This window comes from Microbulbifer regidiadema (SeqCode) (genome assembly GCF_052467605.1).
In genome coordinates this window covers 1,173,719-1,199,947 of record NZ_CP174316.1, presented here as the reverse complement: position 1 = coordinate 1,199,947, position 26,229 = coordinate 1,173,719, and the positions used below count along the sequence as shown (strand labels likewise).

Genomic DNA, 26,229 nt, shown 5'->3' with positions numbered 1-26,229 from the left:
GGGATTCCATGGACCAGTTACCTCAAATGTACTTTCGGGGGCTGGCCGCTGATCAGTTGCCAGGTGATGCTGATTACGCGGGTGGAATCCTCGAAACAATGCGCTGTCACAACAAAAGTCTCCCGCTTTGGTCTTTGCACCGTGCTCGTCTGGAGCGCTCAGGCGTGCTCGATAAAGCCGGTCTGGGGGACATTGAGCGGTTGACGCTAGAATTGGCTGCTGATTGCCCTTGGCCCGAGGCTATTGCCCGCTTGCGCACCGGTCTTGTCGATGGGCAACGGTGTTGGGATCTGACCCTTCGGCCCCTGGATTTGACCGCTGAGGCACAGGTGGGCGCCAAGTTATTTCCCTGTTCGACCCGCTTACCAATAGATAGTAATTCGAACCAGGGCTGCAAAACTTTGCTCCGCAACCGATATAATGCGGCAAAAGCGGAGCTGCCAGAGGGGCAGTTTCTCGATGGATTGATGCTGGACTCTGCCGGAAGGGTAATCGAAAGCTTGCGCTGTAATATTCTGGCCCGGTTTGGCCGGGACTGGGTGACGCCGGCGCTGCACCGCTGTGGTGTTCACGGCGTAATGCGGCATTGGCTTTTGCCGCACCTCCACTGGCAAGAGCGCGACATAAATCTTTCAGAGCTCTGTGGGGCCGATGAGCTGGTCCTTTGCAACAGTGTCCGGGGTGTATTGCCGGTGATCGAGATCATCGGTTACAAGAATTGGGCTGTGGGTTCGGAGACTCGCAGGCTACAGAAGCTGATATTGGATAAATTGTGGTGAAGAAAAAGCAAGCGAGTTTCGCTTGGAGGATATTAAAGCTGTTGTTTGGCGGGCTGGTACTGGCCTGCTTGGTTGCCGTAGCTTCCCTTTGGGTGGCCAGGGAGGCCCTGGAGTCTCCTCTGCCGATCGGGCAGGAGGGGCTTAAACTCCAAGTGGAAAAGGGCGGCAGTCTGTCTCGGACACTGCGAAGCTTGCATGGGGAGGGCGTTATCCAGTGGCCGCAGATACTTCTCGCCTACGCCTATTGGGAGGGGACAACAGAAATCCATTCCGGTGAGTACCTGGTCCCCTTCGGCAGTAGTGCGCGGGATCTGATGGCGCGCCTGAATCGCGGCGAAGTCACCCGCTATCGGGTCACCTTGCTGGAGGGCTGGACTTTCCGCCAGGCCCTGCAACAAATCCGCTCCGGGGAAAGTGTTGTCCAGTCTGAAGCGGGCAGTGATATCCGTGCGGCCGCCCGGGCACTGGGCCTAGAGGAGCATCAGGTTGAGGGTTGGATTTTTCCAGATACCTACGTCTATCGCTCCGGTACTACAGACGTAGAATTGCTGCGTCAGGCCCATGATCGGATGCGACAAGTCCTGGATGAGGAGTGGCAGTTAAAAGGGGATAACCTGCCCTATAAGTCTCCCTATGAGGCTTTAATCATGGCCTCGATTATCGAAAAAGAGACCGGCCAGCCCTCCGAGCGCAGTGAAATAGCCGGTGTTTTTGTACGTAGGCTCAATATGGGGATGCGCTTGCAGACAGACCCCACCGTTATCTATGGCCTGGGTGAGGATTTTGACGGGAATTTAACCCGCACCCACCTGCGTCAGCCAACACCGTATAATACCTATGTTATCAATGGCCTTCCCCCCACGCCGATTGCCCTGCCCGGGCGGGCGGCAATTCGGGCCGCTTTAAATCCGAAGCCCGGCAAGAGTTTGTATTTTGTCGGCAAAGGGGATGGCTCCCATCATTTCTCAGCAACTCTGACCGAGCACAACCGTGCGGTGCGGGAGTATCAGCTGAAGAGGCGGGCGGATTATCGCTCGAGTCCGGCAAAAGGAAAAAATTAGTGTCGCACGGCAAGTTCATTACCCTCGAGGGTGTAGAGGGCGTGGGGAAGTCGACCAACTTACTCTTTATCACCGAGTGGCTCAAAAAGCACAATATTAAGTTTGTTCAGACCCGGGAGCCCGGCGGCACGCCGCTGGCGGAGCAGCTGCGCGAGCTGCTGTTGAGCAAGCGGGAAGAGGCGGTTGATCCCACCGCAGAGCTACTGATGGTGTTTGCAGCCCGAGCCCAGCATCTGTCGCAGGTTATTTTGCCCGCCTTGAGGCGCGGGGAGTGGGTGATTTGTGATCGCTTTACCGATGCCACCTATGCCTACCAGGGCGGTGGCCGCAAGCTGGATCGACAGTTGATCGAGCAGCTGGAGCAGACAGTGCAGGGAGATTTACGCCCCGATAAAGTGCTGTTGCTGGATCTCGATCCCGAAGTGGGGCTACAGCGAGCTGCGCGCACCGGTGAGGCCGATCGTTTTGAAAGTGAACATCTCGCGTTCTTTCAGCGGGTGCGCGCCGCCTATCGCGAGCGCGCTGAAGCGGCGCCAGCCCATTATGCGATAGTGGATGCCGGCCAACCGCTGCAACAGGTGCAGGTGGACCTGGCCAGGCAGCTGGAGCTATTGCTTTAAATGCTAGCGGCGCTATCTTGCGCCCTGAGCTTCTTCTTAAATGATAAAAACTATGGCTGATGTCCGTGCCTGAAACTTTTGAGTATAAATCGATACCGGTACCTTTACCCTGGCACTCCGAGCAATGGCAGCGATTGGGTTTGCAGTTGCAGGCGGACCGCTGTCCGCACGCTTTGCTGTTGACGGGCCCGGAGGGCTTGGGCAAACGCCAGTTTGCAGCGGCCTTTACTGCGCTGGCTCTATGTGAGCAGCCGAGAGCGGGGCAGGCCTGTGGGGAGTGTAAGGATTGCCGCCTGTGGATGGCGGGCTCGCACCCTGACTTCCTGCAAGTTGAGCCCGAAAAGCCCGGTGGCCCTTTGAAAGTGGAGCAAATCCGCCAGTTGGGTAACTTTGTTTCTCGCACCAGTGGACGGGGCGGGGCGCGCTTGGTTTGGTTGTCGCCGGCGGAGGCCATGAATATCAACGCGGCTAATGCCCTGTTGAAAAACTTAGAAGAGCCGGCGGCCTCCGTTATCTTTGTACTGATCACCGATGCGCCCACAGGCCTTTTGCCGACAATTAGAAGTCGCTGCCAGTCCATTGCTTTTCCACCGCCAAGCGAAGAGGTCGCGCTACAGTGGTTGTACGGCAGTGGTCTTGAAGAGCCGCTGGCGCAGCGCGTATTGACCCTGGCTGGCGGGGCGCCACTACTGGCTGCCGAACTGGCGGAGCCCAAGTCGAGGGAGGTGCGCGAGCAGTTCTTCAAAGACCTGGTAGCTGTGGCCGAGGGGATGGCGAGCCCTGTTTCTAGCGCGGGCCGCTGGGAGACGCCAGCCGACGGTGTGGAGCTGGTCCAGCTGTTGCTTTTCTGGCAGCACTGGTTGACCCAGATGGCGCAGATTCGCAGCTGTGACCTCAGCGGTGATACCCAGCTAATGGCCCTGTTGCAGAGGTTGCCGGGGGCGGGGGAGCAGAGCCTGCAATCGGTTTTTGCCTTCTACGATCACCTGCTCCAGGCGCGCAAAGGATTGTTGGGGAACGCCAACCCGAATCGTCGCCTGCTGTTGGAAGAACTGTTTATCCGCTGGGCAAAACTTTTTGCCTAGACGTGCCGCCCCAGCCGGGGTGGCTCTGTGACGCTGTCTGGACACGGGCAGCGGGCTTAGATAAGTTAGCGCATCATTTAAGAAATATTAACATTGAGGTTGTCCATGAAAGCCATGGGAGGCGGTGCCCGCAACGGCATCCTGTCACTGAAAATCCAGGATAAATCGGTGCTCTATGCGGCCTATATGCCCTTCGTAAAGAATGGTGGCCTGTTTATTAGTACGGATAAGTCGTACAGCCTCGGCGATGAGGTTTTTCTGCTTTTGAGTTTGATGGATGAGCCGGAGAAAATTCCGGTTGCCGGCAAGGTGATTTGGATCACCCCTAATGGGGCTCAGGGCAACCGCACTCCCGGTATCGGAGTTCAATTTGGCGATAAGGACAATATCGCGCAAAACAAGATTGAAACCCACCTGGCGGGAACCTTAGAATCCAGCCGCCCAACCCATACGTTGTAATTCTCCCATGCTTGTTGATTCTCACTGTCACCTGGACAGACTTAAGCTCGATAAATTTGACGGCGACTTGGATGCCGTGCTGGACCTGGCTCGCAGTCGCGGCGTTGGCAAATTTCTCTGTGTCGGTATCAGTCTGGAAAATGCCGATGCCGTTGTTGAAATTGCATCCCGCTACGAGGATGTAGTCTGCTCTGTTGGTGTACATCCGCTGGATGTCGATTCCGGTATGGCCGATGTTGAGCGACTGGTGGAAATGGCTAATCAGCCCGGTGTCGTCGCACTGGGGGAGACGGGGCTCGATTACTACTACAGTACCGATACCCAGGAAATCCAGCAGCAGAGTTTTATCGCACACCTCAAGGCGGCGGGGCAGGCTGAACTCCCCGTTATTGTACACACGAGAGATGCGCGGGAAGATACGCTGGCCCTGATTAAAGAGCACGGCAATACCAATACGGCGGGTGTTCTGCACTGCTTTACCGAGAGCTGGGACATGGCTAAGGCCGCTCTGGATCTCAATTACTATATTTCTTTGTCCGGTATCGTCACGTTTAAAAATGCCGAGGAGCTGCGGGATGTTGCCCGCAAGCTGCCTCTGGATCGCCTGCTGGTTGAGACTGACTCCCCTTATTTGGCGCCAGTGCCCTATCGGGGCAAGCCCAATATTCCGGCCTACGTCCGTGAAGTGGCGGAATTTATCGCTGATTTACGCGGTATTCCCTACGAGCAGCTGGCCGAGATTACCTCAGAAAACTTTTTCAGATTATTCCCCCGGGCAGTTTGATCCGGATCTATTGGATGTACCCCTATGATGAAGCAGCAGTTGCAAGTCATGCTGACTCTGCAAGATGAGATTAATACGGTAGTTAATGAAAACTGGCGTGAGCAAAACTTTGCCTGGTACCGCGCAATTTGGGTGGAAAGTGCAGAGCTGCTGGATCACTACGGTTGGAAGTGGTGGAAAAAGCAACTTCCGGAAATGGATCAGGTAAAGCTTGAGCTGGTGGATATCTGGCATTTCGGTTTGAGCCTGGAATTGCAAAAAGGCTCTCCGCAGGAAGTGGCTGAAATCATGCTGAAGGCGTTTGCAGATTCCGAGCGCACAGCGGGCGATTTCCGTGAAAACCTCGAGTCTTTCACCCTCAACACCCTGGCGGGCAAGCAGTTTGATGTGGCTGGTTTTGCTCAATTATTGGCCGATGCAGAAATGTCTTTTGCCGAGTTGTACCAGCGATATGTTGGTAAAAATGTACTCAACCGATTCCGTCAGGATAACGGCTACAAAGATGGCAGCTATGTGAAAAACTGGGCGGGCCGCGAAGACAATGAGCACCTTGCGGAAATTGCCGGACTTTTGGACGCATCTGCCGCTGATTACAGCGAGCAGGTGTACAAGGCTTTGCAAGAACGCTACCGGGAATTGGCGCTGACATAATCACTCGCAAAGACTGTCCATTACAGTCTGAGAGATTTTGTCATACAAATTGAGCCGCTATTTCGCCTGTGTAAGATGAAATTTACTCGCGAAGCCCTATAATGCGGCCGCTTACAAACGAGGGAGAACTATCGTGAAAGCACCTGTACGTGTTGCTGTTACCGGCGCTGCCGGTCAGATTAGCTATTCGCTGCTGTTCCGCATCGCCTCTGGCGAAATGTTGGGTAAAGATCAGCCAGTTATTCTGCAATTGCTGGAAATCACCCCAGCACTGGAAGCGCTGAAAGGCGTTGCCATGGAGCTTGAAGACTGCGCTTTCCCGCTGCTCGCGGGTATCGTTCAGTCCGATGACGCTACCGTTGCGTTCAAAGATGCCGACTACGCTTTGCTGGTAGGTGCGCGCCCCCGTGGACCGGGTATGGAGCGTAAGGACCTGCTGGAAGCTAACGCTGCTATCTTCTCTGCGCAGGGTAAAGCCCTGAACGACGTTGCTTCTCGTAACGTAAAAGTATTGGTTGTTGGCAACCCGGCGAACACCAATGCCCTGATCGCTCAGCGCAATGCACCAGACCTGGATCCGCGTAACTTCACCGCGATGACCCGTCTGGACCACAACCGCGCTCTGTCCCAGTTGGCCAACAAAACGGATTCCAGCGTTAACGACATTACCCATATGACCATTTGGGGTAACCACTCTTCCACTCAGTACCCAGACCTGCATCAAGTGAAGGTTTCCGGTGCTGCGGCTATGGATCAAGTGGAGCAGGAGTGGTACGAAAACGACTTCATCCCCACTGTTCAACAGCGCGGTGCGGCTATTATTAAAGCCCGTGGCGCTTCCTCTGCGGCTTCCGCTGCCAACGCTGCCATCGACCATATGCGCGATTGGGCTCTGGGCACCGCTGAAGGTGACTGGACCAGCATGGCTGTATTCAGCGATGGTTCTTACGGCATTCAGGAAGGCCTGATTTACTCTTTCCCTTGCACCTGCAAAGATGGCGACTGGGAAATTGTTCAGGGCGTTGACATCAACGACTTCTCCCGCGAGAAAATGTCTGCTACCGAGCAGGAGCTGGCGGAAGAGCGTGATGCAGTAGCACACTTGCTGCCGTAATAAGGCGTGGCCTGCCTCGGGCTTTGCCCGGGGCGCACCCCAAAACCCACACCAAGGTGTGGGTTTTTTTATGCCTGAAACTTGCGCTGCGGGGCCCGCTGGCCTGGATCTCAGTGTGGGCGGCCGCTGTCGGCACTACACTAGCTGTATATGTCTGCCGGAGTGTACCTGCTATGGTCACTGAAGTTGGACGCAACACCGCCCGTTGTGCCTGTATCCTATTACAGCCCAACCAGTCCCTGTCCCTCTCCGGCAACCTGTGGGTGTTCTTCTCTCTGGTTGGGGTGTCTCTCGGTATTAGTCTCGCTTTTGCACTGGCCGGTGCCTGGGTGATTCTGCCTTTTGCCGGGATTGAAATGCTCCTGTTGGGTGTCCTTTTTACCTATGTATACCTTGAGGGTACTCGCCGGGAAGTGATACGTATTAGTGAAAAGCGGGTAATACTGGATTGCTGTAAAGGATTTCGGCAGCAGACGGTGTATCACCGGGAGTTCGACCGCGACAAGCTGACGGTTCTTGTGCGTATGGGAAGCACCGTTACTGAAATGGCCTCGGTTAATTTTAGCGGCCCGGAGGGCTGTCTTGAGATTGGGACATTCCTCTCTGAAGCAGAGAAAGCTGAGTTGGTACAAAAGTTGGGTCGCTTTGGTATTTGCGCCAGGAAAGAGAAGGAGTTTCGCTTGCAGCAGTTCTGATTTTTACTTTGAGCTGACGTCCCATTTGTTTCTTTTCGCTATAATCCCCGCTTTACTTCAATAAGCTTCATAGGGGATATCAGATGGCTTTTCCGAAGATCGGTAATTTGGCACCGGCTTTTACGCTGACCAACCAAAGTGGCGAGAAGGTGTCGCTTAAGGATTTTCGTGACAAAAGTCATGTTGTCCTCTACTTTTACCCGAAGGCACTGACTCCCGGCTGCACCACTCAGGCATGTGGTATTCGCGATAGTGCGGCAGAATTTAACAGCGCCAACACCGTTGTCCTGGGGGTAAGCCCAGATCCGGAAGCCAAGTTGCAGCGCTTTATCGACAAGCACGAACTGAACTTTGATTTGTTGTCCGATGAAGATCACAAAATTGCAGACAAATATGGCTGCTGGGGTCTGAAAAAGTTTATGGGCAAAGAGTATATGGGGCTCCTGCGGACTACTTTTATTATCGATAAGAGCGGGCGTCTTCGCCACATTATCGACAAGGTGAAAACCAAAACCCACGACACCGATGTGTTGAATTGGATTGGCGAGAATCTGGATTAATTGCCAGACTCTAGACTCTGAGGGGCGGAGCTGGCCTGGTGTTAGGTTTACCAAAGTTCCATTTTTCAGACTTAAAGGCGACAGGTAAGTGCTGAAAGTTCGTTTTTTTGGCTCTTGATACACAATAAGATGAAAAAAGGCACTGTCGCCCCTTGCTTTCTTAATTCTTGGTCTATACTGGCAGTTGTAAAGGAAAGGTGCGCCGGCTAGAGAGAGTCTCTCTGTGGGAATTGCCGGAGCGGTTAGTTTAAAAATTGTACATCTCTGTGAAGGATTCGATGTCTGTTTTTGGTGCATCCCGCATCATGTAGTCGTCCGCCGAAGTTGATGTTGTGTTGGTGTGGGCAGGGGCAGCCGGGATTTGCTGGATGCGGACATAGAAAAATAACTGCGGCTCACGGAACTCAAAAGGAGCAGCTCGATGAACCATACTCAGCCCGACCAGACTTCGCTCTCTGAAGACAAATCACTTCAGCAGGCCAGAATATCCGGAGAATCGAATATTCTCGACCAGCTGTTGGCTCCCCCCGAAGCAACCAGTTTTGGTATTGCTGCGCGGGTGATAGATGTGCTGGAGCAGCGTATCGGTAAGGCCTCTCTTGCTATTCGCCCGGTAGCGTCCGACTTAAGCATGTCCACCCGGACTCTGCAGCGCCGGTTGCAGGAACACAACCTCAGCTTTGCATCTTTACGTGACCACGTCCGTTTTCGTCACGCTGTGCATTTCCTCAAAGATACTGCGCTGAGTGTTGATGGAATTTCACGCATTCTCGACTTTTCAGATAGGACGAGCTTTACCAGCGCCTTCAAGCGTTGGACCGGGATGTCTCCTACTGGCTACCGCCGGCAGGTCCGCCAGCGGTTCTGAGTGTGGATGGATTTGGCCGGTCTCGATGGGATCGGCCCAATCCGTTGCCTCGGCGAGGCAAACCCGTTAGAGTTGGCGGCAATTTAATAGGCTGACTCTTTGAGGTTTTGCATGAGCTTTTTTATCCCCTCTGCTATGGCACAGCAAGCGGCGCCTGCACCGCAGGGTAATCCCATGATAACCCTGCTGATGTTTGCAGGTTTGTTTGCGTTTATGTGGTTTTTTATTATTCGCCCACAGCGCAAGCGCCAGAAAGAGCATCAAGAGCTGGTTGGCGCTCTGAAAAAGGGTGACGAAGTTGTGATGAGCAGCGGGATGCTGGGTCGCGTCGACAAGGTCGACGAGGACTACATCGTACTGGAAGTTGCAGACAATATGTCTTTAAAGTTCCAGAAAGTAGCTGTGCATGCAGTATTGCCCAAAGGTACGATTAAAAAGATCTAATCCCTTTTCGGGTTAATCTTTTAGTGTCGCACCTTATAAAAAGCCTGGCTGTCGCCGGGCTTTTTTGTATCTGCTGATAGGGCTGCTGACCGAGTGAGCCGGCAATCTCCCTGTCGGCCTTAAAAGCTATAGGGGCTGGGCGCTTGTGTTGCAGGCGATGAAATTCCTGCACCGCGCAAAAAATAGTCGGCGGGGCACAAAGTGAAGAGCAGGTAGAGAAGATAGGTTTTCTATCTGTGAAAAATTGGCTCTCTGCTGTTGTATCGAGGAGTTGTATCGAGCAATCCGAACTCAGGGGGAGGGTAATTTTTCAGTGATCAGTATCCTTGTATAGGGTAGTCTCATAGCTCAATAACCGACCAGTGCAGGTTTGATCCTCCGTGCTTAAGAGCTTACCAATACCGCTGCCTGAGCAGTTGCGCCTGGCAAACCTGCCAACACCGCTGCAACCGCTGGAGCGTATCAGCGATCGCTACTCTCGCCCCTATGGTGGACCTACGATTTGGGTGAAGAGGGATGACCTTACCGAGTTCGGTATGTCGGGCAATAAGTTACGCAAACTTGAATTTGTTGCCGCTGAAGCCCGAGCCCAGGGGGCACAGGTTTTGATTACCTGCGGTGGAGTGCAGTCCAACCACTGCCGCACCACAGCTTTGTTGGGCGCTCGCCTGGGGTTCAAAGTGCAATTGATCCTGCGGGGAGAAAGCGATTTAGAGGCGGATGGTAACCTCCTGCTGGACCATCTGGCCGGTGCCGAGATCGCTGTCTACTCAGCAAAAGAGTACGGCCGGGATTTACAGGGGCTGTTTGATGGCTGGGTGGCAGAGTATCAGTCCCGGGGGCACAAATCTTTGTGTATCCCCACCGGTGCTAGCGATGGTCTGGGTATCTGGGGGTATATCGTTGCTTCCCAGGAGCTATTGGCAGATTGTACTCAGCGGGGATTTGTCCCTGATGACATCGTTTGTGCTAGTGGCAGTGGGGGAACCCAGGCGGGACTCACTTTGGGGCACCATCTGTTGCAGGCGAGAACCAAGGTTACGGGTTTTGCCGTTTGCGACAGCGCCAGTTATTTTCGGGAGAAGGTGCGCGAGGATATTTCGCAGTGGATGCAGCGATCGCAAGTCCCTGTGGATTTGCAATCTCTCGAAATCTTAGTCAACGATGACTATAAGGGGCCCGCATACGGCGTAGCGGAGCCCGAGGTGTATCAGACTATACGGGAGCTGGCCCGTTTAGAGGGAATTCTTCTCGATCCGGTCTACACCGGTAAGGCATTTTACGGTCTGCTCCAGGAATTAAAAAAGGGAAAATATAAGGGGGCGAAGCACTTGGTTTTTATCCATACTGGAGGGCAGTTTGGCCTTTTCCCATACCGGGAGCACTTCCATATGGCGGCTGAATAATGCGACATTACTGTTCTAGTGCTGCGTAAGCTGCTAATCTGCGCTACAAATTGCAGTTTAACTGTGCATAAAACAAACAGAAATAAGTCAGAGTAGTGGGGGGTTAGTTTGGATTCCTTTAACAATCTGCTGTTGTTAGTAGACGGCATGCTCGGCTCAGCACCTTGGTTCCCCTGGGTGTTACTTGGAGTCGGTTTCTTTTTCACCATTTATCTCGGTTTTCCGCAGCTCCGCTATTTTGGGCATGCGATTAAGATTGTGCGGGGCAAGTACGACAAGCCTGGCGATCCGGGTGATACCTCCCACTTCCAGGCACTGGCCACAGCGCTGTCGGGTACCGTTGGTACCGGTAATATCGGCGGTGTTGGTTTGGCCATCTTCCTCGGTGGTCCAGCCGCTCTGTTTTGGATGTGGATGACCGCTTTCCTGGGGATGACCACAAAATTTGTGGAAGTTACCCTGTCGCATAAATACCGCATTAAAGCGGCGGATGGTTACTACGCGGGTGGCCCCATGTTTTACATGGAGCGCCGCTTAAACATGAAGTGGCTCGCGGTGCTCTTTGCCATTGCGACGGTTATCTGCTCCTTCGGTACCGGCAGCTTGCCCCAGGTCAACAATATTGCCCAGGCAATGCATGACTCCTTTGGGGTTGAGAAGGCGCTGACTGGCGGTGTCTTGGCAGTTTTGTTGGGTATGGTGATTATTGGCGGTATCACTCGAATCGCTAAGGTAACCTCCACCATTGTCCCCACCATGGCAGTTATCTATGTGATTGGTGCCCTGGCCGTTATTATCTATAACTACGAAAACATTTTGCCGTCCTTTGCGGCTGTTTTCCGCGATGCCTTTACTGGCAGTGCGGCTGTGGGTGGATTCCTGGGGGCGAGCTTTGCCTATGCCTTTAACCGTGGTGTGAACCGTGGTCTCTTCTCGAATGAGGCGGGTCAGGGCTCTGCACCCATTGCTCACGCCGCCGCCCGTGCCGATGAGCCGGTTTCCGAGGGTATGGTTTCTCTGCTGGAACCCTTTATCGACACCATTATCATTTGTACTCTGACCGGGCTTGTTATTCTTTCTTCCGGTGTTTGGAGCGAGAAGCATGAGAACCTGTTTGAAGGTGCGGATACTTACGTTGTAGCGGGTAGCTACGATGAGAAGAATACTCAGGAAGTTGAGCAGTTATTCAAGTATTTGAGTGGCCAGTCCAGCGATGTTAAAGCCTATAACGGCTCTATTGTCGTGACCGATGGCCTCCCTCAAAATAGTCAGGACTTTACCCTGATTCATGCCCGTTCTATTGCCGAAGAATTGAACTTCCGCGTGGGCGAAGACAGCTTTAGCGGTGTTCTGGATGTAAAAGATGGTAAGTTTGCCAATGAGGATGTGGATATCTGGGGCAAATCCCTGGTGCACTCTGTGGCTCTGACCAACCTTGCCTTCCAGCGCGGTTACTTTGGTGAATACGGAGGATTAATCGTCACCCTGGGTATTCTGTTGTTTGCTTTCTCAACAGCGATTGCCTGGTCTTACTACGGTGACCGTTCAATGGTTTACCTCTTTGGCCCCAAAGCGGTGATGCCCTACCGAATTGTGTATGTTATTGCATTCTTCTGGGCAGCGATTGAGGACACTACGGTAATCTGGAACCTCTCTGCGGTAGCCATTGTGATTATGACCTTGCCCAACCTGTTTGGTATTACTGTGTTGGCCAAGGAGATGAAAGATACGGTGAGAGACTACTGGAAAGATTCAAGTCATAAGTAAGTTGGCTTGGGTTTAATTAGGTAGTCATACCTGAATGCCAGTCAGTGAAGCTGACTGGCATTTTTTTTAGGGGTCTTATAGTTCCCATCTTTTGCTGCCCCTGGGGGATTGTGTTCTTGCTCGGCGCCAAGGCCGGCGACAGCGTTTTGGCAGCTGAGATAGGGCGTTGATTGGTTGTCGCTCAGTTTATAGAGTCTTACCAACCCCGGGCTGTCCTTTTTAGGGGGCGGGCGCTTGCCAGGGAGGTGCGGAACCCGCTGTTTGCAGGCACGGCTTTCAGTATTTTGACGGGAGGCTTCAGGGCGAGAGAAGAGTTGCTCTACTGTGACAGGGTGGGGAGCAACCATATTTGGCTTGAAGTACATAAAAATCCGGAGCCCTTATTAAGGGCCCCGGATTTTTTGTGTCTGATCGGTAAATGAAAGCACTTAATGGATCCGTATCGGGGGGATTTCCCGATCGCTGTTGCTGCTTCGATCGATTGAGTGCGGCGCCCAGCCCATAAAGTTGCTAGGGTGGGCGCCCTCCTATCACTCAGTGCTGGCGCTCAGGGTAACGCCAGAGTATGCAGAGTAGCCGCGGATACTGATATACCAGGTGCCGGCATCCGGATTGCTAATACTGCAGCTTTCATCATTGCCTGACTGGTAGGGACGGCAGTCGTAAGCCAGGCGCGTTGGCTCTTGACCGAAGCGAACGTAGAGGTCGGCATCGCCACTGCCACCTTCCATTACAGCATCCAGGGTTGAGGCGCCGCTATCCACTTCAATAGTGAAGTGCTGCCAGCTCCGGCGAGAACCGGAAAGGTCGGTTTCCTCCCAGCTGTCGCTGCCACCGCCACCGCCGCCACCGTCGGTGTAGCTACCTACCAGACTGACTCCGGAGAAGGAACTGTAGCCGCGCACCATGACGTAATAGGTTCCGTCTTGTACGTTAGCGATATCACAGGTCTCGTTGTTGCCCGAGTTAAATGGGCGACAGTCATAGGTGCTGGTTGTCGGTGGGCTGTCAAAGCGCACGTAGAGGTCGGCATCTCCACTGCCACCTGACATGACAAAGGAGAGGTCTGTGGCATCCCCGGGTACATCCAGAGTAAAGTCTATTTCATCACCAGAGTTGCCCTCGATGCCGGTCTCGGGGACACCATTTTCGAGTTCACCGCCGTCGTTACCGCCACCACCACCGCCGCCGCAGGCGCTAGTGGAGACACCTACTGTGGCGAATGCGGCAGCAACGTCGGCGGTGTCGTAGCCCAAATCGGATGCCGCTGAGTAAACACCGCAGCCACCTTCATCAAAATCTGTATTGGCACCCCAGTACATTTGGTTGGCGAGAACAAAGGTGTCGAATGCTGTGCGGGTGTTCCAGCCATTGGTATTAGCCAGCAGGTAGAAGGCTCGATTAAAGACGCCGGAGCTGTAGTGCACATCCATGCCGTTATAGTAGTCATCGGCATGACCAATGGAGCTGCCATCATCGGTTGGATCTTCAAAGTAGCGGAGTGCGCCACTGGACTTAAAGATTTCAGCGCCGACAAGCCAGTCATTGCTGCCGCGCATATAGTACTCGGCGGCTTCACCGGCAATATCAGAGAAGGCTTCGTTGATACCACCGGACTGGTTGTAGTAATTCAGGTCTGAGTTTTGTTCAGTAAAGCCGTGGCTGACTTCGTGAGCGGAAACATCGAGGCTAACCAGCGGATAGAAATAGCTCTGGCCGTCACCAAATGTCATCTGGCTGCCGTCCCAGAAGGCATTTTCGTAGTTGTTACTGTAGTGCACCCGCATTCGCAGTTTTTGTGTCAGTGGCGAGGTATTGTACCAGTCGCTATAGAGGTCAAAGACGACACCACCAAAGAAATGGGCATCATTGAGTGGTGAGTAGGCGCCGTTAATTTCCTTGTAATCATTGTCCGGGCAGGTAAATGAGTGAATGCTACCGCCACTAGTGCGATGGTTCATGTCAACGGTTTCGACGTTGTCCGTATCCATGGCGCAGCTGTTATCAACAATCATGTGGGGGTAGTCAGTGCCGTACTCGTAGCGCCCGGTTTTTGTGTTGCCCCCTGGTCCCGTGGCATTCTGCTGAAAATTCAAGCCGTCCCAGTGCTTGATAACTTCACCGGTCATCGCATCGATAAAGTAGAAGGGGCGTGTGGGATCACTGCCATACTCTACCCAATTGACCAAATAGGCCAGGCGAGCATCATTTTGCTCATCGATATAGATATAGAGTTTCTTTTTCGGGTTTTGCGCTTCCAGTTTTAGTGCTTGAAGTGACAGCGTGCGCTGAGCGATTCCCTGTTGCGCACGCCAGTTAATCTGGTGGTCCATTGCCCGTTCAATCGCATTTTCTTCGTCGATAAATGCTCTGATATTGGGAACTTCCAGCTCTAATCCGGTAATCACATCACCGTGAACCTCGGTAATTAGACCCTGCCCAGAGCTGGTGACCGTTTGGCCGTAGACAGGAATACCTTTATGAGTCTGTTGGTAGCGGGCTACAGTTCTACCATTGATGAGGGTGCGCTCACGAACTTTTTCGAGCGCCATATCCGATCCGCCAGCGGTTGCTAACGTCTGTGGTGAGAGCATATCCACTGTGGCGGGGACACGCTCAACGGCATGTGCACTAATAGCTATCGCTAAAGTGCAGCTGAGTCCTACAAAATGCTTCATTGCTAGCTTTCCCTTTTATAGCTTTTTTATATATAAATCCGCCTGCGTACAGCGGTTTTCCCGTGTGGGGGCCGTATTAAATCTGGCTGGCTGATACGGGCTGGATTTTTTTTGCGGTAAGACAGCAGAAGATAACCGTCGCCAGGGAAGGGACCGCACCTGCGGCAGTGGCGTTCGCTTTCTCAAACCGGTTGCCCAAACATATTGGGCAAGCAGAGATTACCCTGCATCGGCGCGTAGGCAATATAAAGATGATGGCAAACTAATATATTTTAATTTTTTTCGATATTTTTGCATGGGGAGTCACAAATTAGGAGGTAATGTTCTGCCGGAGAAAGAGCGTGGGAGGGTGGTTTTTTTCGAAAAATAAAATTTCAGATAATGATTTATTGTTTTTGTGGGGTTTGAAGGGGTGGTTGTTTATACATTTAATAATAGAAATTCTCGTTCCCAGGAGCTGATCACGCGATTAAATTCCTCGTATTCACTTCGCTTAATTGCGTTCCAGGCTTTTACGAATTTTATGCCAAACATTTCTTTTGCCTCTTCGCAATCCGATAGGAGTGCTAGAGCGTGTTCTTGTGTGCGGGGTAGGGTAATCGGCTCTTTGGAGCAGTCGCCCTGATAGGGTGCGCTCGCTGCCACTTTGTGAATCATGCCCAAATATCCGCAGGCGAGAGAGGCCGCTATAGCGAGATAGGGATTGCAGTCTGCCCCGGGGAAGCGGTTTTCAAGGCGTTTGCTTTGTGGGGGACTATCGGGGACACGAAGACCTGTTGTTCGGTTGTCGTAACCCCAGTGGAGACTGGTGGGTGCAGACATCTCCGGTGTGAAACGGCGGTAGGAGTTGACGTTCGGGGCGAAAAAACTAATAAATCCAGGGGTGTATTTCTGCATTCCGCCAATAAAATACAAGAAGTTATGGCTTTCTTCTCCCTTGCTATCGACAAAAATATTTTTCCCGGTTTTTTTGTCTGTTACGCTCTCGTGTAAATGTAGAGCACTTCCCGGCTCATCCTCCATGGGCTTTGCCATAAAAGTGGCATAAATGCCGTGGCGCAAGGCGGTTTCGCGCACTGTACGCTTAAAGGTGAAAACTTGATCGGCCAGTTGAAGGGGGTCCCCGTGGCGGAAATTGACTTCTATTTGTGCGGTGCCTGATTCATGGGTTAGCGTATCGATATCAATTCCCTGGGTTTCGCAAAAATCATAGATATCTTCAATAATAGATTCGTACTCATTGGTAGCGTCTATACTATAGGATTGGCGGGTTTTTTCCGTGCGTCCTGATCTTCCTACTGGCGCCGATAATTTTTCGTCCGGGTCCAGGTTTCTTTTGATAAGGTAAAACTCTACTTCCGGGGCAACAACGGGTTCCCACCCTTTATTTGCATATTTTTTAAGGACAAACTTTAAAATGTTGCGGGTGCTTATTGGGTGGGGGGTTCCATCGCGATAGTGGCAGTCGTGAATAATTTGTGCTGTTGGATCATTGGCCCAAGGATTTAAGCGCATTGAGCTGGGATCTGGGATCAGACGCATATCCGTGTCTGCGGGATCAACAAGTTCGTTGTGTTCGTCGACATAGTCCCCGGTAACGGTTTGCACCAAAATACTTTCTGGCAGGCGACTGTCTTGAGTTAGGAACTTTTTGGTGGGGGTGAATTTGCCTCTGGCATTGCCTGACATGTCGGGAACCAGGCACTCGATTTCTGTAATATTGTGATTTTCCAGCCAGGTTATAATTTTATCCATGGGTTAGCCGTAGGTTGTCGTTCCTCCCTGAATGAAATTTCGTAATCGGCGCCCCTGAATCCCGCGCTGAAACTGATCTCCCTAGAGGAACTATATACTGCCGCTTGAAACTTCGCTGTTTATTTAAGTGGCATTTGAGGGCGGCAGGTAAAAATATGAAGGTGAATCAAATTGCGGCAGGTTTAGCGTGAAGGAGTTGGATGGGCATGTTAAATCCTATTATGCCGCTACGGCCAATGATTCTTGCGAATACCCCTGTCTGGAAGGGGATGTGCAAGCGGATGTCTGTATTGTGGGTGGCGGTTATACCGGGCTTTCCAGTGCGTTGCATTTGGCCGAGCGGGGTTATCGCGTGGTTCTTTTGGAGGCTGAGCGAATTGGTTGGGGGGCATCAGGGCGGAATGGTGGCCAGGTTGGTGTCGGACAAAGGCGGAGTCAGGCTGATCTGGAGGCTATGTTCGGATTTGGGGTTGCCAAACAGCTCTGGAGCTTGAGTATCAGTGCGGTCCAGCTGGTAGAGAGCCTTATAGTCAGGCACCAGATTCAATGTGACCTGAAGCGCGGAATTATGCATCTTGCGGCAAAGGCTAGTCACGATAAATACCTGAGGTATGAAGCCGAAAGGCTCAGGAAGAAATATGGGTATAGACAATTAGAGTATGTGGAGAAAGGTGAAGCCCGGCAACTTGTCGGCAGTAAACGCTATCTTGGGGCCCAGGTGGATTTTGGTTCGCTGCACCTCCATCCACTAAATTTTGCCTTGGGTTTGGCCCGTGCAGGGGCTTCGGCGGGAGTCAGCTTTTTTGAGGGCAGTCGCGTACTGGGGTATTCAGGGGCTTCCCCCTTCAGCATTAGTACTGCGCGAGGGCAGGTGAGGGCGGAAAAGCTGGTTTTAGCTTGTAACGGTTACCTGAAAAATCTGGAGCCGCGCCTGGCTGGACGTATTATGCCTATTAATAACTTTGTTCTCGCCACAGAGCCTTTGCCGATAGGTCTTGCCAAAGAGGTCATCGCCAATGATTTTGCCCTGCAAGATAGCTTGTTTGTGATCAATTATTGGAGGTTGTCTGGTGATAACCGATTAATTTTTGGCGGTGGAGAAAATTACACCAAGCGTTTCCCAAAAGATATTCGCAGCTTTGTGCGCAGGTATCTGTTGAGAGTTTATCCGCAGTTGGAAAATATTGGGGTTGAATTTGGCTGGGGAGGGACGCTGGCTATTACGGTGAACCGTATGCCCTGCATGGGGCAGTTGCAGCCCGGCCTATATTACAGTCAGGGCTATTCTGGGCACGGTATATCCACGGCAACTTTTGCCGGAAAGCTCCTGGCAGATGCTATTTACGGGGAGAGTGAAGGTTACCAGGTATTTTCCTCCCTTCCGCAAACAACCTTTCCCGGCGGTACTTTACTGAGATGGCCGGGCCTGGTGCTGGGAATGCTCTACCACAGTTTATTGGACAAGATTGGAAATTAATACAAGTGCTGGCAGAGGGTGCCGATACGCAAGTGTATCGGCACCCGCCATGGCTGTTACTCGCTCTGAGCAGACAGTGTTACGCCTCGGTATGAGGTGTAGCCGAGTACACTGATATACCAAGTGCCGGCACTGGGATTGTTAAAGGTGCAAGTTTCTTCATTGCCCGACAAATAGGGGCGGCAGTCCCAGTTGCTGGATGTGGGTGTGGCACCGTAGCGAACATAGAGGTCGGCATCGCCATTGCTGCCGGACATCTCTACGGTTAAAGAGGAGGCGCCGGAGGGTACGTCCAGGGTGAAGTGCTGCCAGCTATTGCGGCGACCTGATAAGTTGGTCTCCTCCCAGCCCTCAGAGCCGGAGCCTCCATCGTCACTACAGCTACTGGTAGATACGCCGACAGTGTTAAATGCCGATGTGACGGTTGCTGTGTTATAGCCGAGATCTTCAGCCGCAGACAGGGCTCCACAGGCACCCTCGACAAAATCTGTGCTTGAATTCCAGTAGGTCTGGTTTGCCAGTACGAAAATGTCGAAGGCGCTCTGGGTATCCCAGCCATTTGATGTCGCTATCAGATAGAAGGCCCGATTAAATACGCCGGAGCTGTAGTGCACATCCATGCCGTTGTAGTAATCATCGGCATGGCCAATTGAGCGGCCGTCCTGGGTGGGGTCATCCATGTAGCGGAGGGCGCCATCGGCTTTGTAAATATCGGCTCCCACCATCCAGTCGTTAGTGCCTTTCATATAGTATTCGGCGGCTTCACCGGCCATATCGGAAAAGGCTTCGTTGATACCGCCTGATTGGCCGGAATAGGTCAGGTTTGAGTTTTGCTCAGTAAAGCCGTGGCTGACTTCGTGGGCGGATACGTCCAGGCTGACCAGCGGATGGAAAGTTGTGTAACCATCGCCAAAAGTCATCTGGCTACCGTCCCAGAACGCATTCTCGTAGTTGCTGCTATAGTGCACACGCATTTTTAATTTTTGCGTGAGTGGTGATGAGCCATACCAGTCGCTGTACAGGTTGAAAACTACGTTGCCAAAGAAGTGGGCGTCATTCAGGGGGGAGTAGGCCCCGTTGATTTCTTTGTGATCATTCTCCGGGCAGGTGAAGGAGAAAACGCTGCCCCCACTGGTACCGTGGTCCATATCCACCGTTTCAACGTTGTCGGTGCTCATGGCGCAGCTGCTATCGACCTCAAGGCTGGGATAGTCGCTTCCATACTCGTAGCGCCCAGTTTTTTCATTGCCGCCGGGGCCTGTGGCGTTCCGGAAGGCCAGTCCATCCCACTGTTGAATAACTTCACCGGTGAGGGCGTCAATAAAATAGAAGGGTCTGGTTGGCTCTTCGCCGTACTCCACCCAGTTGACCAGGTAGGCTAGGCGAGCTTGGTCATTTTCGTCGACGTAGACATACAGTTCTTTCTTTTGGTTTTGGGCGTTCAGCTTTAGTGCGGGCATAGATAATGCCCGCTTAGTTGTCCCTTTTTGTGCGCGCAAATCCAACTGATGGGTCATGGCCCGTTCAATGGCATTGTCGGCATCAATAGAGGCGCGAGCGGTGGGAACCTCAAGCTCAAGGCCTGAAAGTACATGCCCTCTGACTTTTTGCGATAAACCATGCTTGGTGCTGGCAACTGTTTTCCCCCAAACAGGAATGCCCTTGTGAGTCTGTTGATATCGAGCGACTGTTTTCCCATTGGGAAGTGTACGTTCGCGTACCATTTCCAATTTCATATCAGAGCCGGCAATGGAGGCCAGCGACTGATTGGAAAGCAGATCTGCTGTGACAGGAATGCGCTCTGCGGCCTGGGCGCTAATGGTTAATGCGAGCGTGCTTACTGCTCCTAATAAATATTTCATTTTAGCTTTCTCTTTATGATTATTATCGATGGGCCAGGGTAAACCAGGAGCTTTTAGAAAAGCTCAGCTTAAAGTGCGATCTGGGATAGATTGACCCGTCGAATTTCACCGTTGAAATTGTCGCGCGCTACCGGTTGGAATCCGTATGGATGTGGTTGCACGGAAGTTCCTGAGGTGCTTTGTTGCCATTACAAGGCGGAATAACGATATCCGCTGCTATTATTTATGGCAATATGTCTGTGTCGTTAAAATTATTGTTTTAATCTTTATGTTTTTATTTTGTTGCGTGTGTCACATTTTTTTCTGTTTATATGTTCGGTTAATTAAGGAAGGTCTGACGGGTAGTTTAGTCACTTATTGCTAGATATAGCGGGTTGCTTTTTTATAATTTTCCTCGGTTTTTGAATTGGTTGGGGGTCGCAATTTGCTTGCCAATTTTTGGTGCGGAATTCACGGATTTTATTTGAGGTGCACATAAGCTGTGCTTTGCTATTTTTATATCTGATGAAGTGTGAATTTGGTAGCTGGGTTAACTTAAAGTTTAAACTTTATTATTGTTTTGATTTTCCTTGATGGGGGTATGGAAATATTGCAGAGGTAATTGGGGGCGATAAGATTGCATTTTGTACCATTCCTTACCTTAAAGCCTAAATTGTCTTAACCCGCTCAATGCTATGGCGCGGGTGTAAAGGGGGCTTTAAATAAACCCGCAATATCTCTGTGGCCCTTGGCGGTTACAGGTGTTGTCGCGCATGGATATAGCCCTTTACCGCAGCTGTGATCCTTAAGATCCATCCTGCGGAGTTTGCACAGGTATCGCAGAATTGCTCAGAGGTGCCCAGGGTCGGTGTGAAAACTGAGCGGGTGTGATTGCCTATATCCTCATATTTGTAGAATATAGGCTTGTCGTTTACCTTGGGCGCTAACCTTTCTCTGGGTGGGGACTCTTCAACCCCGTCTATCAGTGTGTTTTGGGGCTGTGAATCGCCGTTGGTATCGCTGCACTATCGCTGAGTGGTGGGGATAGGTTACTTTAGTTGATTAAAGACCTGGAGATGTCTCAATGGCTGTACGTCCTGACAAGTTGGTAATTGCTATTTCCTCTCGCGCTCTATTCGACCTCGGTGACAGCCACAGGGTCTTTGAGGAGCAGGGCCTGCACGCCTTTTCCCACTATCAGGTTGAGCGGGAAAATGACATCCTGAACAGGGGGGATGCTTTCCCCCTGGTAGAAAAGCTGTTGAAGATTAATAACCTTCTAGAGGGGGAGCCTAGGGTCGAAGTGATCCTGCTATCGAGAAACAGTGCGGATACCGGGTTGCGGGTGTTCAACTCCATAGAGCACTACGGATTGGATATTTCACGGGCAGCCTTTTGTAATGGCGAAAGCCCGTACCGCTATATTGCTCCGTTTGGGTGCAACTTGTTTCTTTCCGCCGATGGTGTCGATGTTCGCCGGGCATTGGAGCAGGGAGTTGCAGCCGCAACCCTGGTTGCAGGGGCGAGTCGCGAGAGTCGGAATGATATTTTGCGCTTTGCTTTCGATGGTGATGCAGTCATTTTTTCCGATGAGGCTGAGCAAATTTACAAAAGAGAGGGATTGGCGGCCTTTGCTGAGGCCGAGCGCGTATCGGCACAAAAACCGTTGGGCGGTGGGCCCTTCAAGGGGTTTCTCGAAGCTCTGCACCGGTTGCAGGCGGAGTTTGAAATGGATACTTGTCCGATTCGCACGGCCCTGGTCACTGCTCGCTCCGCGCCGGCTCATGAGCGGGTTATCAGAACCCTGCGGGCCTGGGATATTCGAGTGGATGAGTCCGTTTTTCTGGGGGGGTTGCCGAAGGGGGAGTTTTTGCAGGCGTTTGGTGCCGATGTCTTCTTTGATGATCAGCCCAGCCACTGTGCCTCTGCCGCTGAGCATGTGGCGACGGGCCACGTTCCCCATGGAATCGCCAATATTAAGGCCTAGGTATTTCAATCATTGAGCGAGGGGTGTTTCTGTTGGGCGTATTTTATGCGGTGTCTCGCGCCACTTCGAGCAAGGCGACTGGGCACTGGAAAATAATGCCGACAGAAAGGCTGGCATCATCCAAAGTAGATTGACACTTCCGTCTCTACCACGGATATTCAACCGTCTATTGGCCCTGGCTCTGATTCACTGCTATTCTTTTCTCGTATAACTCAAGATAGTTTTTATAACTATCAACCAAAAAATGAATTATTCGCTCTTGGCCAGGAGCGCACTGAACGAAAGGGAGGACTTATGAAGCTGCAGCAGTTGCGATATATCTGGGAAGTGGCCCATCACGACCTCAATGTTTCTGCTACGGCGCAGAGTCTCTATACCTCCCAGCCGGGAATTAGCAAGCAAATCCGCTTATTGGAAGATGAGCTCGGTGTGGAAATCTTTGCCCGCAGTGGCAAGCACCTTACCAGGGTGACCCCGGCAGGTGAGGCAATTCTAAAAACCGCCGGCGAAATTATGCGCAAGGTGGAGAATATTAAACAGGTTGCGCAAGAGTTCAGTAACGATAAAAAAGGCAGTCTCGCAGTCGCCACTACCCACACTCAGGCGCGCTATGCTCTGCCGTCAATCATAAAGCTGTTTATTGGACGCTACCCGGAAGTCTCCCTGCATATGCATCAGGGAACGCCTATGCAAATCTCTGAGATGGCCGCAGACGGCACCGCTGATTTTGCTATCGCCACTGAAGCCCTAGAGCTTTTTAGCGATCTGGTCATGATGCCGGTCTACCGCTGGAATCGCTGCATTCTGGTGCCGAAAGGCCACCCCCTCTGCCAGGTGAGTAAGCTATCCCTTGAGGATGTGGCGAAATACCCGATCGTTACGTACGTGTTCGGCTTTACCGGTCGCTCCAAGCTGGATGAAGCTTTCCTGGAAAAAGGGTTGTCGCCCAAAGTGGTCTTTACCGCTGCTGATGCGGATGTTATCAAGACCTATGTGCGCCTGGGGCTGGGGATTGGCATTGTGGCAGATATGGCGGTCGATGGCGGAGATGAAGACTTGGTGGCTCTGGATGCGAGCGACCTGTTCGAATCGAGCGTCACTAAAATTGGTTTCCGCAAGGGGATATTCCTGCGCGGCTTTATGTATGAGTTTATTCAGCAATTTGCCCCCCATCTCACCCGAGAGCTGATCGATCAGGCGGCACAAGCGACATCTCGATCCGAGGTGGATGCGCTGTTTGCCGATATGGAGTTGCCGGTCTATTAAGAAGAGGGCAAAAGCCGGTGAGCTGAGAGGCCTGTGGTGGAGGTGATTAAGCCTCCACGTTAATGAGGGGGCGCAGAACTTCTTTGGCAAACTTAAAGTAAACCGTGTAGATCTCTGCCTCCTGGCCCTCGCGCTCTACAACAAAGAACGGGGCGCGCTCTACTTTGTGCTGTTGCGCCAGTTGCAGCCCTGAGCTTTGCGGGTCGCGCACGTCGGCGATAAGGGTCTGGTTGATAAATTGCATTTGGCCATTTTCTTCCAGCTTCTCTTCAACGTCGCGGCACTTGGCGCAGGGAGAGCCGTCGGCGAGAATTTTCTTGACCAGTGTGATCTTCACGATAATTTCCTTGATCCTGTGCGATGCCATTAGAGGCAAGATGGACCGAATCTATCAGAACACCTAATAACTTTGAAATATCAATCGCCGATATCTTTATAACTGAAATTTGTAGTGATGCTACAAAATGCACCGATTTAGACTAAAAATTAGACATTTTTTAGTGAGTTTGACGGCTGCTGCAGAAATTGTTCGGCGGTTTCCAGTAGTAGGCGCACTTTGGTCAGGCACTCCTGGTGTTCTGACGTGGGGTCCGAGTCTGCAACGATGCCGCCGCCTGCGGCACAGGTTAAATGGCTACTGTTGGCACTGAAAGTTCGGATGGCGATATTGGTATCGGCGCGGCCGCAGCTGCTGATATAGCCGATACTGCCACAGTAAATGCCCCTGGGGCTGGACTCCAGCTCTCGTATCACTTCCATTGAGCGCCGCTTTGGAGCGCCGGTGATAGAACCGCCGGGAAAGCAGGCTTCCAGTAGCTCGCTGTAGACGGCCTCCTCCGGCAGTTCGCCAGTGACCACGCTGACCAGATGGTGAACATTGGCGAAGCTCGCCAACTGGAATAGCTCGGGAACGCGCACTGTGCCGCTGCGACATAATTTACTGAAATCATTGCGCAGCAAATCTACGATCATCAGATTTTCGGCGCGGTCCTTGGGGCTTCTCTGTAAAGAGAAGGCCGCGCGCTGATCCGCCAGCTTGTCGACCAGCCTTGCCGCTGTGCCCTTGATCGGCTCCGTGCGCAGGCTGGCACCATCGGCTTGAATAAAGCGCTCTGGGGACATGCTGAGCAGACTGCCCTGAGGCAGGGCCATATAGGCGGAAAAGGGGCCCGCTGCCCGAGTGCGCAAAGCCAGGTAGGCCGCCAGAAGATCGCCGTTATAGGGCGCCTGGAAGCGCTGGGTAAAGTTTGCCTGATAGATATCGCCAGCGGCGATATATTCCAGTATCTGCTCGATTCGGGCCCGGTAAGCCTCCGCACTCAATTCGTGCTCAAACGGTGTCAGGAGCTGGAAGTTGCCGGTGCTGGGGGGGCTCTCCCAGCGGATAGCGGCAAATCGCTGTTTTAACTCGTGAACCTGCTGGGGCGGGCAGGCGGGGTGGAAGACCAGGTGGCTGCTGCCCAGTTGGTGATCGGCAATAAAGGCCCAGGTATAGAGCCCGAAAAAGCCGGCGGGCAGATCTGTGGGGCGCATATCTGCGGGCAGGTAATTTCCCTCTACACCGAGCTCGTAGCCGGCGTAGCCAATAACGCCACCGCAAAAAGGCAGCTGTGAATCCCTGTCCTGGGGGCAGAGCTCGCACACCAGATCATCCAGCTGGGCAAATGGCTCCGGGGTGTCGGCGTTCAACTCCAGAGTGTTTATCGGGTCGGCGCTGATGATGTCATAGCGCCCCCCCTCTGCCAGTGGCCGGCCGCTGTCCAGCCATACGGGAACAGGTAAATCCGCTATTGCCGCAAAAGCGGCAGGTGTGTTTAACGAATAGGGTAGGGGGACAATTTGCATATCAAGCTACAGCAGTCTGGAAGACGGCGCACACTACACATTTTGCGGCGGCAATTAAAGTGTGTGTGGCTCTTTAGTCAATCCTGCGCTCAATACCGGCCTGGGACATCAGGCGGGTGGCGAGCTCCTCCACCGAAAGTTGGGTTGCGTCGAGGAAGGGCACCTGGGCCCGCCTCAGCATCTGCTCAACCTGGCGCACCTCGAATTCACACTGGGCCTTAGAAGCGTAGCGGCTGTTGGCGCGTCTTTCCTGTCTAATCTGCATCAAGCGCTCCGGCTCGATTGTCAGACCAAACAGTTTGTTGCGAAATGGGCGGAGGATCTTTGGCAGGGTGGTGGAGTCCATATCCTCTTCAGTGATGGGATAGTTTGCCGCGCGGAGGCCAAATTGGAGCGCCAGGTACAGGCAAGTTGGCGTTTTGCCGGAGCGGGAGACCCCGAGAAGAATAACGTCGGCCTGCTGGAATTCGCTAACCCTGCGGCCATCGTCGTTGTCCATGGCAAAGTGGACTGCGTCTATGCGGTCGGTATAGCGGCGATTGTTGTCGATGCCGTGGGAAATATTGACCATCTGTGCGGGGTCGCGGTTAAACAGGTTGGCCAATGGGGTGAGATAGTTCTCGAAGATATCGAGCATCAGCGCAGAGCTTTGGTGTAGCTGCCCCCGGATTTGGTCGGAGACGATACTGGTAATAATGATGGGCTTTAAACCGGACTCATCGGCCGCTTTCTCGATGCGTTGCAGGGCCTGCTTTACTTTTTCGGTGGAGTCGATATAGGGGAGTGTGACCTGTTCAACATGTTGGTCGCGAAACTGTGCGAGAAGGCTGTGGCCAATCGCCTCCACAGTGAGACCGGTACCGTCAGAGATAAAGAAAGCGGTGCGTTTGTCTTTTGCCATGTTTGTGCTCTGTTTGTTGGCGTGAGGGGGGATATTGTAAGAGAGGATTGGGTCAAAGGTCTTTTGTTCTGGCACCTTGCGAATTTTGTAGAAAATTTACAACATTTTGGCCGATTTTTACGGGCTATTTTTTACAAAACGCATCCTTATAATCTGCCGCCACTCAACCTGAATTTTAGAGGGCCT

24 protein-coding genes are annotated in these 26,229 nt (G+C 52.5%); 17 read left to right on the top strand and 7 right to left on the bottom strand.

Features of this window, described 5'->3' with window-relative positions; all coding sequences use genetic code 11:
• Positions 1 to 8 precede the first annotated feature (8 nt).
• The 10 genes from ACJJIF_RS05810 to bcp all read left to right on the top strand — a co-directional run bounded on the left by ACJJIF_RS05810 (position 9) and on the right by bcp (position 7,808).
• A complete protein-coding gene (locus ACJJIF_RS05810) occupies positions 9 to 779 on the top strand; it encodes an aminotransferase class IV (RefSeq protein WP_444931297.1) in 771 nt (256 codons plus the stop codon).
• Positions 776 to 1,840, top strand: coding sequence for an endolytic transglycosylase MltG (gene mltG / locus ACJJIF_RS05805; RefSeq protein WP_444931296.1), 1,065 nt, complete (start codon positions 776 to 778; stop codon positions 1,838 to 1,840). Before ACJJIF_RS05810 ends, mltG begins: the two co-directional genes overlap by 4 nt.
• Entirely contained in the window at positions 1,840 to 2,460 is a 621-nt protein-coding gene (tmk, locus tag ACJJIF_RS05800; RefSeq protein ID WP_444931295.1) for a dTMP kinase, read from the top strand. Before mltG ends, tmk begins: the two co-directional genes overlap by 1 nt.
• 65 nt (positions 2,461 to 2,525) lie before the next feature.
• On the top strand, positions 2,526 to 3,545 hold the full coding sequence (locus tag ACJJIF_RS05795) for a DNA polymerase III subunit delta' (RefSeq protein WP_444931294.1): 1,020 nt from the start codon (positions 2,526 to 2,528) through the stop codon (positions 3,543 to 3,545).
• Between the two features lie 105 nt (positions 3,546 to 3,650).
• The gene (locus tag ACJJIF_RS05790; RefSeq protein ID WP_108733558.1) at positions 3,651 to 4,004 is read left to right on the top strand and encodes a PilZ domain-containing protein; all 354 of its coding nucleotides are present in this window, start codon (positions 3,651 to 3,653) and stop codon (positions 4,002 to 4,004) included.
• 7 nt (positions 4,005 to 4,011) lie between these two features.
• A complete protein-coding gene (locus ACJJIF_RS05785; RefSeq protein ID WP_444931293.1) occupies positions 4,012 to 4,788 on the top strand; it encodes a TatD family hydrolase in 777 nt (258 codons plus the stop codon).
• 27 nt (positions 4,789 to 4,815) lie between these two features.
• Positions 4,816 to 5,439: a dUTP diphosphatase gene (locus ACJJIF_RS05780; protein ID WP_444932318.1), complete on the top strand. Its 624-nt coding sequence runs from the start codon at positions 4,816 to 4,818 to the stop codon at positions 5,437 to 5,439.
• Positions 5,440 to 5,572: 133 nt separating this feature from the next.
• Positions 5,573 to 6,553 carry a malate dehydrogenase gene (locus ACJJIF_RS05775; protein ID WP_444931292.1) on the top strand — a complete coding sequence of 327 codons (981 nt, stop codon included), beginning with the start codon at positions 5,573 to 5,575 and terminating at the stop codon, positions 6,551 to 6,553.
• 173 nt (positions 6,554 to 6,726) lie between these two features.
• Positions 6,727 to 7,248 (top strand): DUF2244 domain-containing protein, encoded by a 522-nt coding sequence (locus ACJJIF_RS05770; protein ID WP_444931291.1) that lies wholly within the window; start codon positions 6,727 to 6,729, stop codon positions 7,246 to 7,248.
• Positions 7,249 to 7,331: 83 nt separating this feature from the next.
• A complete protein-coding gene (gene bcp / locus ACJJIF_RS05765; RefSeq protein WP_444931290.1) occupies positions 7,332 to 7,808 on the top strand; it encodes a thioredoxin-dependent thiol peroxidase in 477 nt (158 codons plus the stop codon).
• Between the two features lie 247 nt (positions 7,809 to 8,055).
• On the opposite strand, the gene ACJJIF_RS05760 is transcribed toward bcp, so the two are convergent.
• Positions 8,056 to 8,238, bottom strand: coding sequence for a hypothetical protein (locus ACJJIF_RS05760; RefSeq protein ID WP_444931289.1), 183 nt, complete (start codon positions 8,236 to 8,238; stop codon positions 8,056 to 8,058).
• Here ACJJIF_RS05760 and ACJJIF_RS05755 point away from each other — a divergent pair.
• The 4 genes from ACJJIF_RS05755 (at position 8,230) to ACJJIF_RS05740 (ending at position 12,293) form a co-directional block, all read left to right on the top strand.
• On the top strand, positions 8,230 to 8,676 hold the full coding sequence (locus tag ACJJIF_RS05755; protein ID WP_444931288.1) for a helix-turn-helix domain-containing protein: 447 nt from the start codon (positions 8,230 to 8,232) through the stop codon (positions 8,674 to 8,676). The genes ACJJIF_RS05760 and ACJJIF_RS05755 overlap by 9 nt on opposite strands.
• 111 nt (positions 8,677 to 8,787) lie before the next feature.
• Positions 8,788 to 9,120 carry a preprotein translocase subunit YajC gene (yajC, locus tag ACJJIF_RS05750; RefSeq protein ID WP_020415218.1) on the top strand — a complete coding sequence of 111 codons (333 nt, stop codon included), beginning with the start codon at positions 8,788 to 8,790 and terminating at the stop codon, positions 9,118 to 9,120.
• A gap of 380 nt (positions 9,121 to 9,500) precedes the next feature.
• The gene (locus tag ACJJIF_RS05745) at positions 9,501 to 10,526 is read left to right on the top strand and encodes a D-cysteine desulfhydrase family protein (RefSeq protein ID WP_444931287.1); all 1,026 of its coding nucleotides are present in this window, start codon (positions 9,501 to 9,503) and stop codon (positions 10,524 to 10,526) included.
• 108 nt (positions 10,527 to 10,634) lie between these two features.
• Complete coding sequence (locus tag ACJJIF_RS05740; RefSeq protein ID WP_444931286.1) at positions 10,635 to 12,293, top strand: alanine/glycine:cation symporter family protein; 1,659 nt, start codon at positions 10,635 to 10,637, stop codon at positions 12,291 to 12,293.
• A gap of 530 nt (positions 12,294 to 12,823) precedes the next feature.
• Here the strand turns inward: ACJJIF_RS05740 and ACJJIF_RS05735 are convergent.
• Positions 12,824 to 14,971 (bottom strand): M4 family metallopeptidase, encoded by a 2,148-nt coding sequence (locus tag ACJJIF_RS05735; protein ID WP_444931285.1) that lies wholly within the window; start codon positions 14,969 to 14,971, stop codon positions 12,824 to 12,826.
• 420 nt (positions 14,972 to 15,391) lie between these two features.
• The gene (locus tag ACJJIF_RS05730; protein WP_444931284.1) at positions 15,392 to 16,726 is read right to left on the bottom strand and encodes a glutamine synthetase family protein; all 1,335 of its coding nucleotides are present in this window, start codon (positions 16,724 to 16,726) and stop codon (positions 15,392 to 15,394) included.
• A gap of 187 nt (positions 16,727 to 16,913) precedes the next feature.
• Between ACJJIF_RS05730 and ACJJIF_RS05725 the strand changes: the two genes are divergently transcribed.
• A complete protein-coding gene (locus ACJJIF_RS05725) occupies positions 16,914 to 18,203 on the top strand; it encodes an NAD(P)/FAD-dependent oxidoreductase (protein WP_444931283.1) in 1,290 nt (429 codons plus the stop codon).
• 56 nt (positions 18,204 to 18,259) lie between these two features.
• On the opposite strand, the gene ACJJIF_RS05720 is transcribed toward ACJJIF_RS05725, so the two are convergent.
• A complete protein-coding gene (locus ACJJIF_RS05720; RefSeq protein WP_444931282.1) occupies positions 18,260 to 20,065 on the bottom strand; it encodes a M4 family metallopeptidase in 1,806 nt (601 codons plus the stop codon).
• 1,063 nt (positions 20,066 to 21,128) lie between these two features.
• Between ACJJIF_RS05720 and ACJJIF_RS05715 the strand changes: the two genes are divergently transcribed.
• A complete protein-coding gene (locus ACJJIF_RS05715; protein WP_444931281.1) occupies positions 21,129 to 22,031 on the top strand; it encodes a 5'-nucleotidase in 903 nt (300 codons plus the stop codon).
• Between the two features lie 294 nt (positions 22,032 to 22,325).
• Complete coding sequence (gene cysB, locus ACJJIF_RS05710) at positions 22,326 to 23,297, top strand: HTH-type transcriptional regulator CysB (RefSeq protein WP_444931280.1); 972 nt, start codon at positions 22,326 to 22,328, stop codon at positions 23,295 to 23,297.
• 46 nt (positions 23,298 to 23,343) lie between these two features.
• Here the strand turns inward: cysB and ACJJIF_RS05705 are convergent, their stop codons facing one another.
• The 3 genes from ACJJIF_RS05705 to ppsR form a co-directional block, all read right to left on the bottom strand.
• A complete protein-coding gene (locus ACJJIF_RS05705) occupies positions 23,344 to 23,634 on the bottom strand; it encodes a hypothetical protein (protein ID WP_444931279.1) in 291 nt (96 codons plus the stop codon).
• A 149-nt stretch (positions 23,635 to 23,783) separates the two neighbouring features.
• The gene (gene pabB, locus ACJJIF_RS05700) at positions 23,784 to 25,142 is read right to left on the bottom strand and encodes an aminodeoxychorismate synthase component I (RefSeq protein ID WP_444931278.1); all 1,359 of its coding nucleotides are present in this window, start codon (positions 25,140 to 25,142) and stop codon (positions 23,784 to 23,786) included.
• 73 nt (positions 25,143 to 25,215) lie between these two features.
• Positions 25,216 to 26,043 carry a phosphoenolpyruvate synthetase regulatory kinase/phosphorylase PpsR gene (gene ppsR / locus ACJJIF_RS05695; protein WP_444931277.1) on the bottom strand — a complete coding sequence of 276 codons (828 nt, stop codon included), beginning with the start codon at positions 26,041 to 26,043 and terminating at the stop codon, positions 25,216 to 25,218.
• Positions 26,044 to 26,229: the final 186 nt, after the last annotated feature.